Here is a 13,891-nt window from a genome sequence, read left to right on the forward strand (position 1 = left end):
TGAAGAGCCGCTTCCTGTTTCAATCGCCCGCCATTCGCTCCTCACGTTTCGCAAGGCATCTCAATGGCCACCTTCCACTTCGATCTCGTCTCTCCGGAAAAGCTCGCGTTCTCGGGCGAAGTCGATCAGGTCGACATTCCCGGCGTCGAGGGTGACTTCGGCGTGCTGGCAGGTCATGCGCCGGTCGTGGCTGCCATCCGCCCCGGCATCCTCACCGTCACCACCGCTGGCAAGCACGAGAAGATCATCGTGCTCGGCGGCCTTGCCGAAGTCTCGGAAAAGGGCCTCACCGTGCTCGCCGACGTCGCGACCTCGCTGGACGAGCTCGACCGCGCCCAGTTCGCCGAGACCATCTCGGAGATGGAAGAAGGGCTGAAGGAGCACGAAGGCAACGAGCTCGATCAAGCCCTCGAGCGGCTCGATCACTACAAGAGCATCCAGCAGCAGCTCAGCTCGACGGCCATGCACTAAGCCCCGGAGCGCGGCTTCGGGGCTCACGCGAAATTCCTGAATGAGTTCAGCGCTCGTCACGGTTGTGGCGGGCGCTGAACTTTGTTGCACCGCGCCGCCGATAGCGGCATTCTGCGCTCGCGGATTTTGTTCCAGGGCATTTGCAGATGAAACGCAAGATCGCAGCGATCTTTGCAGCCGATATTGCCGGCTATTCGAGGTTGGTCGCGGAAGACGAGGAAGAGACGCTGCGGCGCCTGGCGTCCTACCGTGAAGTCATCGACGATTTCATCGCAAAAGCCAACGGTCGCATCTTCAACACCGCAGGTGATGCCGTGCTCGCGGAATTCCCGAGCGCGGTCGACGCGGTGCGCTGCGCGATCGACATTCAGGAGAGCTTGCGGACCCGCAACATGGCCTATCCGCCGAGCCGGCAGATGTCGTTCCGCATCGGCATCACCATCGGTGATGTGGTCGAGCGCGACGGTGATCTGCTCGGCGACGGCGTCAACATCGCGGCCCGGCTCGAGGGGTTGGCGGAGGTCGGCGGCATCTGCGTCTCGCGTGCCGTGCACGAGCAGGTCGCCAACAAGCTGTCGGTGCAGTTCGCAGACATCGGCGCGCAGGAGGTCAAGAACATCCCGACGCCGGTGCACGCCTATATGGTGGCGATGCGGCGCGAGGACGGGACTTACACGACGCCGCAGGTGAAGAAGGTCGCCAAGGCTGCACCCGCGCCGAACTGGATGTGGCCGCTGGTCGTCGGCGTGGTCTCGGTCGTCGCCATCGGCGTCGGCGGCTTCCTCTATTTCACCAAGCTCGAGACCGCCCAGCTGTCGACGACTGCGGCCGCGCCGTCGCCCAGCCCCGTCGCTGCGCCATCCCCGAGCCCCACGCCGACGATGGCCGCGAAGGCGCCGATGCCATCGCCCGTGCCGACGTCGACGCCGACACAAACGGCAGCCGTGACACCGCCGCCGGCACCGATGCCGTCACCGCCGGCCGCGTCGGGCGGCAAGATTGCAGTGGACGCGGTGCCGTTCCTCGGCGAGCGCCAGCGTGCCTTTCTCAGCAACGAATATGCCGCCGCCGGCGATTACAAGGCCTTCGCCCTGAACATCGGCGGCTTCAACGGCTCCGCGCTCAATCAGCCGAACGAGGAGGCCGCGCGCAACATGGCGCTCGATCAGTGCCAGAAGCGCGCGGATGCCGCGCAATCGCCGCGGCGCTGCGAGCTCTATGCGGTCGGCAACAAGGTCGTCTACAGCCATGGCAATCCGCCGATGCCGCCGCAGCCCTGGGTGCGGCACGACACCATGACCGAGCGCCCGTTCGCATCGAAAGACTTCCCGATGCTGCGTGATCAGGCCAGGACTCGCGTCGAGAACATCTATGCGCCGGCGGCAAAATCGCGCTCGGTCGCGCTCGGACCGGGCGGGCAATATTTCATGGTGCTGGGGGCGTCGTCGGTCGATGAGACCGCGCGGCGTTCACTGGAGTCCTGCGGCGCGATCGCGGGCTCGGCTTGCATGATCGTGGCGGTCGACGATGTCTTCGTCGTGCCGATCCCGACGCTGCTGAAGCCCAACGGCTTCTTCCACGCCGCGACCAATTCCTCCATCGTGGCCGATGCGCGCGACGATGTCGTGCGCAAGCTCGGCGAGGGCATGGGCTGGAACGCGGTCGCCGTCGGCACTGCGGGCCGTCCCGGCCTCGGCCTGAAGGCCGCCGACGAGCAGACCGCGGTCAACGGCGCACTGGCCGACTGCGTCAAGCACGACAGCGACTGCCACGTCATCGCGATCGGCCCGTTCACGGTCGGCCCGACGAACTGAAAAGGGTGCCGGCTGACACGCCCATGCCCGGCGAAAATCAGCCAATGATTTCAACCCCCGTTCTACTGTGCATGGGGTTGTTTTCGCCCACTTACCCGGCGAAGGCCGCAAACTCTCGCGCCACCGCGCGGTAGACCTCACGCCGGAACGGCACCACGATATCGGCGATGCGGTCGAGCCGCTCCCAGCGCCACGCGTCGAACTCCGCGGGCTGGCCGTTGCGCGGCGTCAGCGGATCGATTTCATCGTCCTTGCCGGTGAAACGCAGCGCGAACCATTTTTGGCGCTGGCCGCGAAACTTGGCCAGCCGATGCGTCTGCGGGCCGTCATAGGGCGGGAATTCGTAAGTGAGCCAGTCGGTCTCGCCGAGATAATCGGCGCTGACGACGCTGGTCTCCTCCCAGAGCTCGCGCATGGCGGCATCGCGCAACACCTCGCCCTCATCGACGCCGCCCTGCGGCATCTGCCAGTCGAGTCCGGGCAGGATGATCTCGGGGCCGTCGCCCTTGAAGCGGTGCCCGATCAGCACGCGGCCGTCGGCATTGAACAGCGCGATCCCGACATTGGGACGGTAGGGTTTTTCGTTCGTCACGCGGAAGCTCTCGTTGTCAGCCCAGCCGGTGCCTTAGCATCAAAGCCGGGATGACAATTTGATTTAGTCATCGGCGAGCGCGGAAAATTCCTTCACCACGCGCTCGTAGACCGGGCGCTTGAACGGGATGATCAGCCCGGGAAGGTTTTTCATCGGCTCCCAGCGCCAGCTGACGAATTCGGCCTTGTGGCCGCCGCCGCCGGGCTTCTCGACATTGATCTCGCTGTCCTTGCCGGTGAAGCGGACCGCGAACCACTTCTGGCGCTGGCCGCGGTAGCGGCCCTTCCAGGCGCGCCCGGCCACCGTGCGCGGGATGTCGTAGATCAGCCAGTCCGGCACCTCGCCGAGCCGCTCGATCGAGCGCACGCTGGTCTCTTCGTAGAGCTCGCGCTTGGCGGCATCCCAATTGTCCTCGCCGGGATCGACCCCGCCCTGCGGCATCTGCCAGACGTGGCTGTCGTCGACATGCTCGATCCCGCCGGCACGACGGCCGATGAACACCAGGCCCTTCGCATTGATCAGCATCACCCCGACGCAGGTTCGGTAGGGCAGATCTTCGTAACGCGCCATTCCGCCAAACCCCTCGCGTACTGCCGGCTGGGCTGTGGGGGCCCGCACCGTACCAATTCGTTGATTTAGCTGGATTTTGATTTCAGCATCGCGGTTGTCAATGGCACCAATAGGATACCCCGGTCGCTCAATGTCTTGATCCAGGCGCTGACCCGCTCGATCGAGACGGGGAGTGCGGAGGCGGTACCGACGGCAACGCCGCGTTCCCTCGCCACCGATTCCAGCTTGTTGAGGGCGCGGTCGATCTCGGTCGGGGTCGGCACCGCGTCGAGCGCGATGTCGCCCTTGCCGAACGGCACGGCGAGGCTGCCTGCGGCCTGCGGCGCGATGCTGCGCGGCGAGGAGCCGTCGTCGAAGAAGCCGAGCCCGCGCTTGGACGCCTCGCGGATGATCGGCTGCATCGCCGCATCCGTCGCCACGAAGCGCGCGCCCATGAAATTGGTGATGCCGGCATAACCCTGGATCCGGCTCAGGTGCCAGTAGAGGCGGTCGGTGTTCTGGTCGGCGGTCAGCGAGGTCAGGAGCGTCTGCGGACCGGGATCATTGTCGGGGAAGTCGTAGGGCTCCATCGGGATCTGCAGGAAGATCTCGTGGCGCTGGGCGCGGGCGCGCTCGGCGAGCTTGCCGGGGTCGGCGCCGTAGGGCGTGAAGGCCAGCGTCACCGCGCCCGGCAGCTTCATGATCGCATCGGTGGTCTTGGCGGCGCCGACGCCGAGGCCGCCGATCACGATCGCCACCACGGGCATTTTCGCGGCCTTGGCGCGGTCGGCCTCCGCTGCGTAGACGTTGAACGGCTTGAGATCGCCCGAGACCGCGGGGATCATGCCGTAGCGGGATTTCTCCAGCAGCTTTGGATCGATCCCGGCCATGACGGCGGGTGCTGCGGACGCCGCCTCGCCTTTATCGGCGCCGTCGCCTGCGCCGATCACCACGTCGTGGCGCGCGCCGGTCGAGCCGTCGATCATGGTGACGGTCTTTTGCTCGCCGGAAGCCGCTTCCTTCGGCGCTTCCTTGGTCGCGTGCTTGCTGTCCTGACTATGACCGGCCGCAACTGCCTCGGCGGCGGGCTTCTCGTCAGTGCCCTTGGAATCGCGGATCGCAATCCGCGTCATCGGCTCGCCGCCGAGCGGGTCCTTGTTGACGATGGCGAAGCCGGCAAAGGCGACCAGGAACAGGCCGAGCATCACGGCCAGCGCCTGCATGGCCGTGAACGGCAGCCGCAGCCGCTGTTTCCGGCGCGGCTTGTCCTGTCCGAGCGGGGCGCTCAGATCATCGGCCGTTTCAGTCATGCGAGATCCCGAATCACTCCACCGACGATACCACGCCGAGGTCAAGCGGCGGCAGGCCGGGATAGGCCGGGGATGCCAGGAGTCCCAACATCAGCTCCCAAGCAAAAAGGGCGGCTCCGGGAGCCGCCCTTTTCCGTAGATGACTGTGCTTGCGACTTAGTTCGCGGCCTTGGGCTTGTCGGCGGCCGCCTTGTCGGTGGTGCCGGGCGCGGGCGCCGCGGAGGCGCTGTTCTTGATGCCGTGGAGCAGATCGTCGGCGAGCTTGAGCGCCTTGTCGTCCTTGGCATCCGGCGGGACGTAGGACTGCGAGCCAGTCTTCTCGTCGCCGTCGTTCTTGAGATGGCCGCGCAGCGAAGCCTCGCCCTTGGTGTCGGTCCGCGACTTCAGCTCGTCCGGCACGTCCTGCAGCACTTCGATGTCGGGCACGATGCCCTTGGCCTGGATCGACTTGCCCGACGGCGTGTAGTAGCGCGCCGTGGTGAGGCGCAGCGCGCCGTTGCCCGAGCCGAGCGGGATGATGGTCTGCACCGAGCCCTTGCCGAACGAGCGGGTGCCGACGATGGTCGCGCGCTTGTGGTCCTGCAGCGCGCCGGCGACGATTTCCGACGCCGAGGCCGAGCCGCCGTTGACGAGCACGATGACCGGCTTGCCCTTGGTGAGGTCGCCCGCATGCGCGGTGCGGCGCTGGGTTTCCTCGGCGTTGCGGCCGCGGGTCGACACGATCTCGCCCTTCTCCAGGAACGAGTCGGAGACGGTGACGGCCTCCTCGAGCAGGCCGCCCGGATTGTTGCGGAGGTCGATGATGTAGCCCTTGAGCTTGTCGCCGATCTGGGTCGAGAGGTTGGCGACCTCCTTCTTCAGGCCTTCGGTGGTCTGCTCGTTGAAGGTGGTGATGCGGATATAGGCGATGTCGTCGGCCTCGACGCGCGCGCGCACCGAACGGACGCGGATGTTGTCGCGCACCAGCGTGACGTCGATCGGATTGTCCTGGCCCTTGCGGATGATCTTGAGCTTGATCTTGGTGTTGACGGGGCCGCGCATCTTCTCGACCGCCTGGTTCAGGGTCAGGCCCTGCACCGCTTCATCGTCGAGATTGGTGATGATGTCGTTGGCCATGACGCCGGCGCGCGAGGCGGGCGTATCGTCGATCGGCGAGACCACCTTGATCAGGCCGTCTTCCATGGTGACCTCGATGCCGAGGCCGCCGAACTCGCCGCGGGTCTGCACCTGCATGTCGCGGAAGCTCTTGGCGTCCATGTAGCTCGAATGCGGATCGAGGCCGGTGAGCATGCCGCTGATGGCGGATTCGATCAGCTTGGTGTCGTCGGGCTTCTCGACATAGTCGGAGCGCACGCGCTCGAACACGTCGCCGAACAGGTTGAGCTGGCGATAGGTGTCAGCGGTCGCAGCTCGCGCGCTGGAGCCCATGAACACCGCACGCGGCTGGGTCACGAACAGCGTCAGCGCCGCACCGGTCGCAGCGCTGAGGAGGATAACTGAAGTCTTGCGCATCATCCGCGAACCTTCTCGCCTTCATTTGCGGCCCACCATGGGCCTGGATCGATTGGAGTGCCGTCTTTGCGGAACTCGACATACAACACAGGTTGACTCGCGTTGGTGGCGAGAATGGAGGCGACTTGAGAGGTCGACCCCATGGTCGCGACCGGCTCCCCCGTGAGCACAAACTGTCCGATGTTTACCGAAATGCGCTCCATCCCGGCGATCAGGACATGATACCCGCCCCCGGCGTTGAGGATCAAGAGTTGTCCATAGCTGCGGAACGGGCCGGCATAGACCACCCAGCCGTCGCACGGCGTTGTGACCTGCGAACCGGGCTTGGTTGCCAGCGAAATGCCCTTCTGGACCCCGCCGACCCCGTCGGAACCGCCAAAGTCCCTGATCTTGTTACCGTTAACCGGCAACGGCAGGAGCCCCTTGGCCGAGGCGAACAGGATGGCCGGGCTGGTCCGGGAACGGTCCTTGAACACGGCGGGGCCGGGTTTGGCGTTGGCGGCCGCGGCTGCCTTGGCCTCGGCCTGCTTTGCGGCCTCGGCCGCCTTCTCGGCCGCCTTGGCCGCGCTCTGCAGGTCCTGCTCCATCTTGGCGATCAGCCCCTGGAGATCGCCGACCTGCTTTGACAGCGTGATGGCGCGCGAATTCTCGGCGTCGAGGTCCTTTTCGCGCGAGGACTGCTGGCGCTGCCGTTCGTCGACGAGCGCGGTGAGCCGGGTCTGTTCGCTGCGGACCTTGTCGCGATCGGAGGCGAGCTGGTCGCGCTCGGCGGCGATGTTCTTGCGCAAGCTCACGAGCTCGCCGAGCTCACCGGCAATCTTCTCGGCGCGGCCGCGCAATTCCGGCACGACGGCGCCAAGCAGCATCGCGGTGCGCAGCGATTGCAGCGCATCTTCGGGCCGCACCAGCAGCGCCGGCGGGGTGCGCCGGCCGGCGCGCTGCAGCGCCGCCAGCACCTCGACGATGTCGGCGCGGCGCGAATCGAGCGAGGCGCGCGCCTGCTGCTCGCGGCCGTTGAGTGTGCGCAGCCGCGTCTCGGCCTCGTCGATCTTGGTCTCGACGGTGCGGACGTTGGCGGCGGTGTCGATCAACTGCTGATTGAGCTGGGTGCGGTCCTGGCCGAGCGAGGAGATCTCGGCCTTCAGCTTGGCCTGCGCCTCCTCCGCGCTCTTCTTGCTTGCGCGCGCGGCTTCCAGCTCCTGCTCGCGCTGCTTGATGGCGTCGGGCGAGATGGCTGCGGTCTGTGGCGCAGGTGCCGCCGACTGGGCTTGCGCGAGGCTTTCTTCGGCGAAGAGGCTTGCGCCGGCGCAGCTCGCAATCAACAGCAAATTGAGGATCGGCGCTCGCATCTGTTGGACAGGATTCTTGGGCAAAGTGCTCGTTGTGGCGCGAATCACGCGCGATGATAGGGGTGGCCGGCCAGAATGGTGGCGGCCCGATACAGCTGTTCCAGAAGCATGACGCGGACCATTTGGTGCGGCCAGGTCGCAGAGCCGAACGCGATCGCGAGCTTGGCCTTACGGCGCAATTCGGGCGAAAGTCCGTCCGCCCCTCCGATCACGAAGATAGTATGACCGGCGCCCTCGTCGCGCCAGCGTCCGAGATTCCGTGCGAATACGGTGGAATCGAGGTTTTGCCCGCGCTCGTCCATCGCCACCAGAATCGATTTTTCGGGAATATGCGCGGCGATCGCCGCGGCCTCCTCGGCCATCCGTGTGGCAGTGTCGCGCGCGCGGCTCTCGGGGATTTCGTGGATGGTGAGCTCGCGGAATCCGAGCTTGCGGCCGGCCTCGTCGAACCGCTCGAAATACCGGTCGGCAAGCTCCCGTTCCGGCCCTTGCTTCAGCCGGCCCACTGCAATGACGGCAACACGCATGAGATCTTAGGGTCGCGTTTCCAGACCGCGCGCAATCCGCGCGCGCACGACGCTAGCATGCGCGTCGGCCGATTCGAAATCGGCCAGTCGCCTCTCAGACCGCGCCTAGATCGCCTTCGCCGCCCCTGGGCCCTGCGTGTACAATCTCTCGAGATTGTAGAACTCGCGGACCTCGGGTCTGAACACGTGCACGATCACATCGCCGGAATCGATCAGCACCCAGTCGCAGTTGGGCAAGCCCTCGACATGGATGTTCTTGATGCCGGTTTCCTTGAGGCCTTTCGCGACGTTCTCCGCGATCGCGCCAACGTGCCGGTTCACACGGCCCGTGGTGACGATCATGTAGTCGGAGTATGCCGATTTGCCGCGAAGGTCGATGGTGACCGTCTCTTCCGCCTTCATATCCTCGAGGCGGGAGAGGATCAGGCTCAGCGTCTTGTCGGCGTCGGGTTGCGCCTTCAAGGCCGCAGCTTTGGTCGATGTTTTACGCGTCGGTTTCGTAGCCTTGGGTAAAACAGACTTGGACAATACAGACGTGGCCAGGGACCATTCCTTTCACTGTATCGCGAGGGCCGAATCCGTCCCTCACCGGTTACACTACATCATGTGGGGTTAAGGGTTTCAATATGCCAGAGAGCCCGTAAGTCCCCACAACTCTGTCTCACTTCGTACCTTTCCAGCTCCCGTCCGGGTTCCGTAAGCCCGTCGAGGACAGGTTGAGCTTCAAGCCGGTCAGGAAGACCCAGGCCGGTGCCCGCTGATCCGCAAGCAATGCTGCCTTATTCTCGGGGAGGCGATAGCGCGCAAGCGCCTGGGCAGCGGGTGAGGCAAGGGCACGAAAACTCTGCGGCGGGCGATCGATGACCGCCATCGGCACCTGGTCGGCGATGCGCCGCCAGTGCTGCCAACGATGGAATTGAGCGAGGTTGTCGGCGCCCATAATCCAGACAAAGCGCAGGCCACTGAGACGGCGGCGCAAGGTGTTGATCGTGTCGATAGTATAGCGGGTACGAATGACGGATTCGAGACAGCTCACCTCGATCCTGGAATCGTTGGCGACGTCGCGCGCCGCCTGCATGCGCGCGCCGAGCTCATGCAGCGTGCCGTTCTCCTTCAGCGGATTGCCCGGCGTCACCAGCCACCACACACGATCGAGCTGAAGGCGCTTCAGCGCGAATTGGCTGATCGCGCGATGGGCCTGGTGCGGCGGATTGAACGAGCCGCCGAGCAAGCCGATACGCATGCCTTCCGTGTAGGGCGGTATGGCTTGCGCGAAGAAACGTGGCGCGACGAAATTGTTACTCAATGCCCCACGCCTCGCGCCATTCCTTACGGCCGCGTCTGCCCTGTGCCGTGAACGCGATACTTGAAGCTGGTCAGCTGCTCGGCCCCCACGGGACCGCGCGCATGGAAGCGGCCGGTGGCGATGCCGATCTCGGCGCCGAAGCCGAACTCGCCGCCATCGGCGAACTGCGTCGAAGCGTTGTGCAACACGATCGCGGAATCGACTTCGCTGAGGAATTTCTTCGCAGCCAATTCATTCTCGCTCACGATCGCATCGGTGTGATGCGAGCCGTGATCCTGGATGTGTGCGATCGCGCCGTCGACACCGTCGACCACCTTTGCCGCGATGATCGCGTCGAGATATTCGGTGTCCCAATCGTCTTCGCTGGCAGGTTTTACGCGCGCATTCGTCGCTTGCACTGTTTCATCGCCGCGCACCTCGCAGCCGGCCTCGATCAGCATCTCGACCAGCGGCTTCAGATTTTTGTCGGCAGCGGCGCGATCGACCAGCAGCGTTTCGGCCGCGCCGCAGACGCCGGTGCGGCGCATTTTTGCGTTGAGCACGATCGACTTCGCCATGGCGAGATCGGCGCTGCCATCGATGTAGACGTGATTGACGCCTTCGAGATGCGCGAACACCGGCACGCGCGCTTCCTGCTCGACGCGCGCGACGAGACTCTTGCCGCCGCGGGGCACGATCACGTCGACGGCGCCGTTGAGGCCGGACAGCATCATGCCGACCGCCGCGCGGTCGCGCGTCGGCACCAGCGTGATCGCGGCTTCGGGCAGGCCGGCTTCGCGCAGGCCCTGCACCAGGCATTCATGGATGGCGCGGCACGAGCGGAAACTGTCGGAGCCGCCGCGCAGGATCACGGCATTGCCGGACTTCAAGCACAGCACGCCGGCATCCGCCGCAACATTGGGCCGGCTCTCGAAGATGACGCCGACGACGCCGAGCGGCACGCGCACGCGCTCGATCGTCATGCCGTTCGGCCGCTGCCAGCTCTCGGTCACGATGCCGACGGGATCGGCGATGCCGCGCACGACGGCGATGCCTGCGGCCATGCCTTCGACACGCGAAGGCGTCAGCGTCAGGCGGTCGATGAAGGACGAGGTGGCATTGCCGGAGGCGCGAGCCTCCGCGACGTCCTCGGCATTGGCGGCGAGGATCGCTGCAGCATTGCTGCGGATCGCACGCTCCATGGCTTCCAGCGCCCGGTTCTTCTGCTCCGGCGGCGCCAGCGCCAGCACGCGCGCGGCGGCGCGGGCACGGGTGGCGAGATCGGACATCAGCGCCTGAAGATCGGCATTGCCGTCAACGGCTTTGAGAGGGGCGGCCATGGGGAGTTCAACCTTCTGCTAAGGCAGTGTCCTAGCACGGAAATCCCGCTTTTGCGAAGGGCGGGGAGGGTATGGCTGGTCTCCCGGTTGCGCCATCGGGTCGGCCAATGGCCGGGTTGCGCGGGTAGTCGGACAAGGGCTTGCGAATAGCTCGGATATCAATAAGTATCATTATTTGATAGGGAGCTTCCCATGGCTAGCAGCTACAGCATTGGCAAGCATTTCGAGGACCTCATCGACAACCTGGTCGAGAGCGGCCGCTACGCCACCGCCAGTGAGGTGATGCGCGAAGGGCTTCGTCTGGTCGAGGAACGCGAAGAGCGGCGCAAGCTCAAGTTGGAGGTGCTGCGGGAGGAAATCCAGAAGGGATTTGATAGCGGGCCGATGGAAGAGGTCGATCCCAAAGAGTGGATGAACGACATCAAGGCGCGGGGACGGCAACGATTGGCCGCGCGCAAACGTGGCGAATAGATTCCGCAAAGCCCCGCAAGCCGATCAAGATCTCGATTCAATCTGGGATTTCATCGCATCGGACAGTGTTCGGGCCGCGGACCAGCAGATCGCGCGCATCGGCGAGATTTTCGAGATGCTTCTGGAAAGTCCGCTCGCCGGGCGAGAACGCAGAGAGTTGCGCCTGGACCTGCGCAGCTTCGCCGTCGGCAACTACGTGATCTTCTACGTCCCGTTGCCAGACGGCATCGAGGTCATCCGCGTCATGCATGGTCGTCAGGATATTGGCGCCGACGATATGCAATAGCCCGAGTTACCCGCCCACCACCAGATCGTCGCGGTGGATCATCTCGGACCGGCCGCTGATCCCGAGGATCGTCATCACGTCCGGGGAGGACCGGCCCTTGATCCGCTCGGCGACTTCGGCGTCATAGGCGATCAGGCCGCGGCCGATCTCGCTGGTGTCGGGGCCGCGGACGATGACGGCGTCACCGCGGGCGAATTGGCCCTCGACCTTGATCACGCCGGCCGGCAGCAGGCTGGCGCCGGCGCGCAGCGCCGTCACCGCGCCGGCGTCGATGGTCAGCGTCCCCTTCGGCTCCAGCGTGCCCGCGATCCAGCGTTTTCGCGATGTGATGGGGTTGGCCGGCGTCAGGAACCAGGTGCAGCGGCCGCCATTGGCGATCGCTTGCAGCGGATGCTCGATCTTGCCGGATGCAATCAGCATGTGCGTGCCGCCGGTGGTGGCGATCTTGGCCGCCTCGACCTTGGTGCGCATGCCGCCGCGCGACAGCTCGGATTCGGCATCTCCCGCCACGGCCTCGATCTCGGAGGAGATGCTCTCGACCACCGGGATCAGCTTGGCGTTGGGATTGTTCTTCGGCGGGGCGTCGTAGAGCCCGTCGATGTCGGAGAGCAGCACCAGCAGATCGGCGCTCGCCATGGTGGCGACGCGCGCCGCAAGGCGGTCATTGTCGCCGTAGCGAATCTCGTTGGTGGCGACCGTGTCGTTCTCGTTGATCACGGGGATCGCGCGCCACTCCAGCAGCTTGCCGATGGTGGAACGGGCGTTGAGATAACGGCGTCGCTCCTCGGTGTCCCCAGGCGTCACCAAAATCTGTCCGGCGCCGATGCCGTGCGCCCCGAGCACCTCCGACCAGATCCGCGCCAGTTCGATCTGTCCGACGGCAGCCGCCGCCTGGCTTTCCTCCAGCTTCAGCGCTCCGCGCGGCAGCTTGAGCCGGCTGCGGCCAAGTGCGATCGAGCCGGAGGAGACGACGAGGACGTCGCGGCCCTGCTCGTGCAGCTTGGCCATGTCGTCCGCGAGTGCGGCGAGCCAGGACGCACGCACCTCGCCCCTGTCGGAATCGACCAGCAGTGCGGAGCCGACCTTGACGACGATGCGGCGGAATTGATTGAGTTCGGGGCTGGCCATGTGCGTATGTGTCGGCGCGTGTGACGAATTGCTCTGGAAACGGCGGAGCGGAGAGCGGCGCCGGCTAAGGCCTGCTTTTGCAGCAGGACGATGGCCGGCGCAAGGCGGGCGGGACGGTAAACGGCGAAGGTCGGCCTTGTCTTGCGTGCCAGCCCGGTTCTAATGCCGCCAACCAATCGCGGGCTGGACGAGGAAACGAATGGATCGCCGCAATTTCATGGCTGGGTGTTTCGGGTTGCCGCTGCTGTCGCAGATCGGCGAGGCCCGAGCGCAGGCCGGGCTGAGCAAAATCATCTTCCCGTTCGCGGCAGGCGCCGGCGGCGACACGCTGTGCCGGCTGATCGCGCAGGAGATGGCACCCGTGCTGCAACGGACCATCGTGGTCGAGAACCGCACCGGCGGTGACGGCCTGATCGGCATCAAGGCGGTGAAAGGTGCAAGCCCTGACGGCAGCATGGTGCTGGTGACGACCGGGCCGACCATGTATCTGCTGCCGATGGTCGAAACGACACCGAGCTTCGACACAGCGAAGGATTTCATGCCGGTGTCCCTGCTTGCGCGGTTCGAGTTCGCACTGGTGGTTGGCCCGGCCATGGATGTCGCCGACTTCAAGGGGTTTGTCGCGTGGCTGAAGGCGCACCCCGACAAGACCTCGTTTGGCGTCCCGAGCAACGGCACCATTCCGCATTTCGCCGGCTCGAAGCTGGAAAAGGATCTCGGCATTCCCCTGACGCGCGTGCCCTATCGCGGCAGTGCGCCAATCCTCAACGACATCATCGGCGGCCACATTTCGTTTGGGATCACCACGCTGGCGGATGCGCTGCCGCAGCATCGTGCCAAGGGCGTGAAGATCATCGCGGTCTCGAGCGCGGAGCGGTCGCCGTTCGCGCCTGACGTCCCGACGCTAAAGGAGAGCGGCATCGATCTCGTCGCGGACGCCTGGTACGGCATGTGGCTTCCCGCCGGCAGCCCGCCGGAGTTTGCCAGCAAGCTCGGCGCGGCCGCGAGTGCGGCGCTGGCGAAGCCCGACGTGAAGGAGAAGCTGACGGCGATCGGGCTCATTCCGGTCGGCAGCAGCGCGGATGGATTGACGAAAGAGCTCGCCGCGAACACGGCCTTCTGGCAGCCGATCGTGAAGGCGACGGGATACAAGATCGAGAACTGAACCTCGCTCGCGCTCTATCCCCTCATCCTGAGGAGCGCGCCCTTGCGCGCGTCTCGAAGGATGAAGGCCCGGCTGCTGCAGCGGGGGGCTGC

At 65.4% G+C, this 13,891-nt stretch carries 15 protein-coding genes; 5 read left to right on the forward strand and 10 right to left on the reverse strand.

What is annotated here, in order from left to right:
• The first annotated feature begins 63 nt into the window (after positions 1–63).
• Entirely contained in the window at positions 64–471 is a 408-nt protein-coding gene (locus NLM31_RS02105) for a F0F1 ATP synthase subunit epsilon (RefSeq protein WP_254191319.1), read from the forward strand.
• A 146-nt stretch (positions 472–617) separates the two neighbouring features.
• Entirely contained in the window at positions 618–2,285 is a 1,668-nt protein-coding gene (locus tag NLM31_RS02110) for an adenylate/guanylate cyclase domain-containing protein (protein WP_254191320.1), read from the forward strand.
• 91 nt (positions 2,286–2,376) lie between these two features.
• Here NLM31_RS02110 and NLM31_RS02115 read toward each other — a convergent pair whose 3' ends face one another.
• From NLM31_RS02115 to NLM31_RS02155, 9 genes are all read right to left on the reverse strand, one after another.
• Positions 2,377–2,877, reverse strand: a complete 501-nt coding sequence (locus tag NLM31_RS02115) for an RNA pyrophosphohydrolase (protein WP_254191321.1) — start codon at positions 2,875–2,877, stop codon at positions 2,377–2,379.
• Between the two features lie 63 nt (positions 2,878–2,940).
• Complete coding sequence (locus NLM31_RS02120; RefSeq protein WP_254127678.1) at positions 2,941–3,447, reverse strand: RNA pyrophosphohydrolase; 507 nt, start codon at positions 3,445–3,447, stop codon at positions 2,941–2,943.
• Positions 3,448–3,512: 65 nt separating this feature from the next.
• Entirely contained in the window at positions 3,513–4,736 is a 1,224-nt protein-coding gene (locus NLM31_RS02125; protein ID WP_254191322.1) for a divergent polysaccharide deacetylase family protein, read from the reverse strand.
• A gap of 156 nt (positions 4,737–4,892) precedes the next feature.
• Positions 4,893–6,251, reverse strand: coding sequence for a S41 family peptidase (locus NLM31_RS02130; RefSeq protein WP_254127680.1), 1,359 nt, complete (start codon positions 6,249–6,251; stop codon positions 4,893–4,895).
• A complete protein-coding gene (locus tag NLM31_RS02135) occupies positions 6,248–7,597 on the reverse strand; it encodes a murein hydrolase activator EnvC (protein ID WP_254191323.1) in 1,350 nt (449 codons plus the stop codon). Before NLM31_RS02135 ends, NLM31_RS02130 begins: the two co-directional genes overlap by 4 nt.
• Positions 7,598–7,641: 44 nt before the next feature.
• Positions 7,642–8,124, reverse strand: coding sequence for a 23S rRNA (pseudouridine(1915)-N(3))-methyltransferase RlmH (gene rlmH / locus NLM31_RS02140; RefSeq protein WP_254191324.1), 483 nt, complete (start codon positions 8,122–8,124; stop codon positions 7,642–7,644).
• 105 nt (positions 8,125–8,229) lie between these two features.
• A complete protein-coding gene (rsfS, locus tag NLM31_RS02145; RefSeq protein ID WP_254127683.1) occupies positions 8,230–8,586 on the reverse strand; it encodes a ribosome silencing factor in 357 nt (118 codons plus the stop codon).
• Between the two features lie 199 nt (positions 8,587–8,785).
• Positions 8,786–9,430 carry a nicotinate-nucleotide adenylyltransferase gene (locus NLM31_RS02150; RefSeq protein ID WP_254127684.1) on the reverse strand — a complete coding sequence of 215 codons (645 nt, stop codon included), beginning with the start codon at positions 9,428–9,430 and terminating at the stop codon, positions 8,786–8,788.
• Between the two features lie 23 nt (positions 9,431–9,453).
• Complete coding sequence (locus NLM31_RS02155; RefSeq protein WP_254127685.1) at positions 9,454–10,749, reverse strand: glutamate-5-semialdehyde dehydrogenase; 1,296 nt, start codon at positions 10,747–10,749, stop codon at positions 9,454–9,456.
• 192 nt (positions 10,750–10,941) lie between these two features.
• Between NLM31_RS02155 and NLM31_RS02160 the strand changes: the two genes are divergently transcribed.
• Both NLM31_RS02160 and NLM31_RS02165 read left to right on the forward strand, forming a co-directional pair.
• On the forward strand, positions 10,942–11,220 hold the full coding sequence (locus NLM31_RS02160; protein WP_254127686.1) for a type II toxin-antitoxin system ParD family antitoxin: 279 nt from the start codon (positions 10,942–10,944) through the stop codon (positions 11,218–11,220).
• Positions 11,210–11,506, forward strand: coding sequence for a type II toxin-antitoxin system RelE/ParE family toxin (locus tag NLM31_RS02165; RefSeq protein WP_254127687.1), 297 nt, complete (start codon positions 11,210–11,212; stop codon positions 11,504–11,506). Before NLM31_RS02160 ends, NLM31_RS02165 begins: the two co-directional genes overlap by 11 nt.
• A 6-nt stretch (positions 11,507–11,512) precedes the next feature.
• Here the strand turns inward: NLM31_RS02165 and proB are convergent, their stop codons facing one another.
• Positions 11,513–12,634, reverse strand: a complete 1,122-nt coding sequence (gene proB, locus NLM31_RS02170; protein ID WP_254191325.1) for a glutamate 5-kinase — start codon at positions 12,632–12,634, stop codon at positions 11,513–11,515.
• A 199-nt stretch (positions 12,635–12,833) separates the two neighbouring features.
• On the opposite strand from proB, the gene NLM31_RS02175 reads away from it, so the two are divergent.
• The gene (locus NLM31_RS02175; protein ID WP_254191326.1) at positions 12,834–13,799 is read left to right on the forward strand and encodes a Bug family tripartite tricarboxylate transporter substrate binding protein; all 966 of its coding nucleotides are present in this window, start codon (positions 12,834–12,836) and stop codon (positions 13,797–13,799) included.
• Positions 13,800–13,891 lie beyond the last annotated feature (92 nt).

Source organism: Bradyrhizobium sp. CCGUVB4N (assembly GCF_024199945.1).
In the GTDB taxonomy this organism is placed as follows: Bacteria; Pseudomonadota; Alphaproteobacteria; order Rhizobiales; family Xanthobacteraceae; genus Bradyrhizobium.

Excerpts from the sequence above, each read along its gene's own strand:
- NLM31_RS02175 (WP_254191326.1), top strand. The coding sequence starts at position 12,834 with ATGGATCGCCGCAATTTCATGGCTGGGTGTTTCGGGTTGCCGCTGCTG.
- proB (WP_254191325.1), bottom strand. The coding sequence starts at position 12,634 with ATGGCCAGCCCCGAACTCAATCAATTCCGCCGCATCGTCGTCAAGGTC.
- NLM31_RS02130 (WP_254127680.1), bottom strand. The coding sequence starts at position 6,251 with ATGATGCGCAAGACTTCAGTTATCCTCCTCAGCGCTGCGACCGGTGCG.
- rlmH (WP_254191324.1), bottom strand. The coding sequence starts at position 8,124 with ATGCGTGTTGCCGTCATTGCAGTGGGCCGGCTGAAGCAAGGGCCGGAA.
- NLM31_RS02160 (WP_254127686.1), top strand. The coding sequence starts at position 10,942 with ATGGCTAGCAGCTACAGCATTGGCAAGCATTTCGAGGACCTCATCGAC.
- NLM31_RS02105 (WP_254191319.1), top strand. The coding sequence starts at position 64 with ATGGCCACCTTCCACTTCGATCTCGTCTCTCCGGAAAAGCTCGCGTTC.
- NLM31_RS02120 (WP_254127678.1), bottom strand. The coding sequence starts at position 3,447 with ATGGCGCGTTACGAAGATCTGCCCTACCGAACCTGCGTCGGGGTGATG.
- NLM31_RS02125 (WP_254191322.1), bottom strand. The coding sequence starts at position 4,736 with ATGACTGAAACGGCCGATGATCTGAGCGCCCCGCTCGGACAGGACAAG.
- NLM31_RS02155 (WP_254127685.1), bottom strand. The coding sequence starts at position 10,749 with ATGGCCGCCCCTCTCAAAGCCGTTGACGGCAATGCCGATCTTCAGGCG.
- NLM31_RS02110 (WP_254191320.1), top strand. The coding sequence starts at position 618 with ATGAAACGCAAGATCGCAGCGATCTTTGCAGCCGATATTGCCGGCTAT.
- NLM31_RS02135 (WP_254191323.1), bottom strand. The coding sequence starts at position 7,597 with ATGCGAGCGCCGATCCTCAATTTGCTGTTGATTGCGAGCTGCGCCGGC.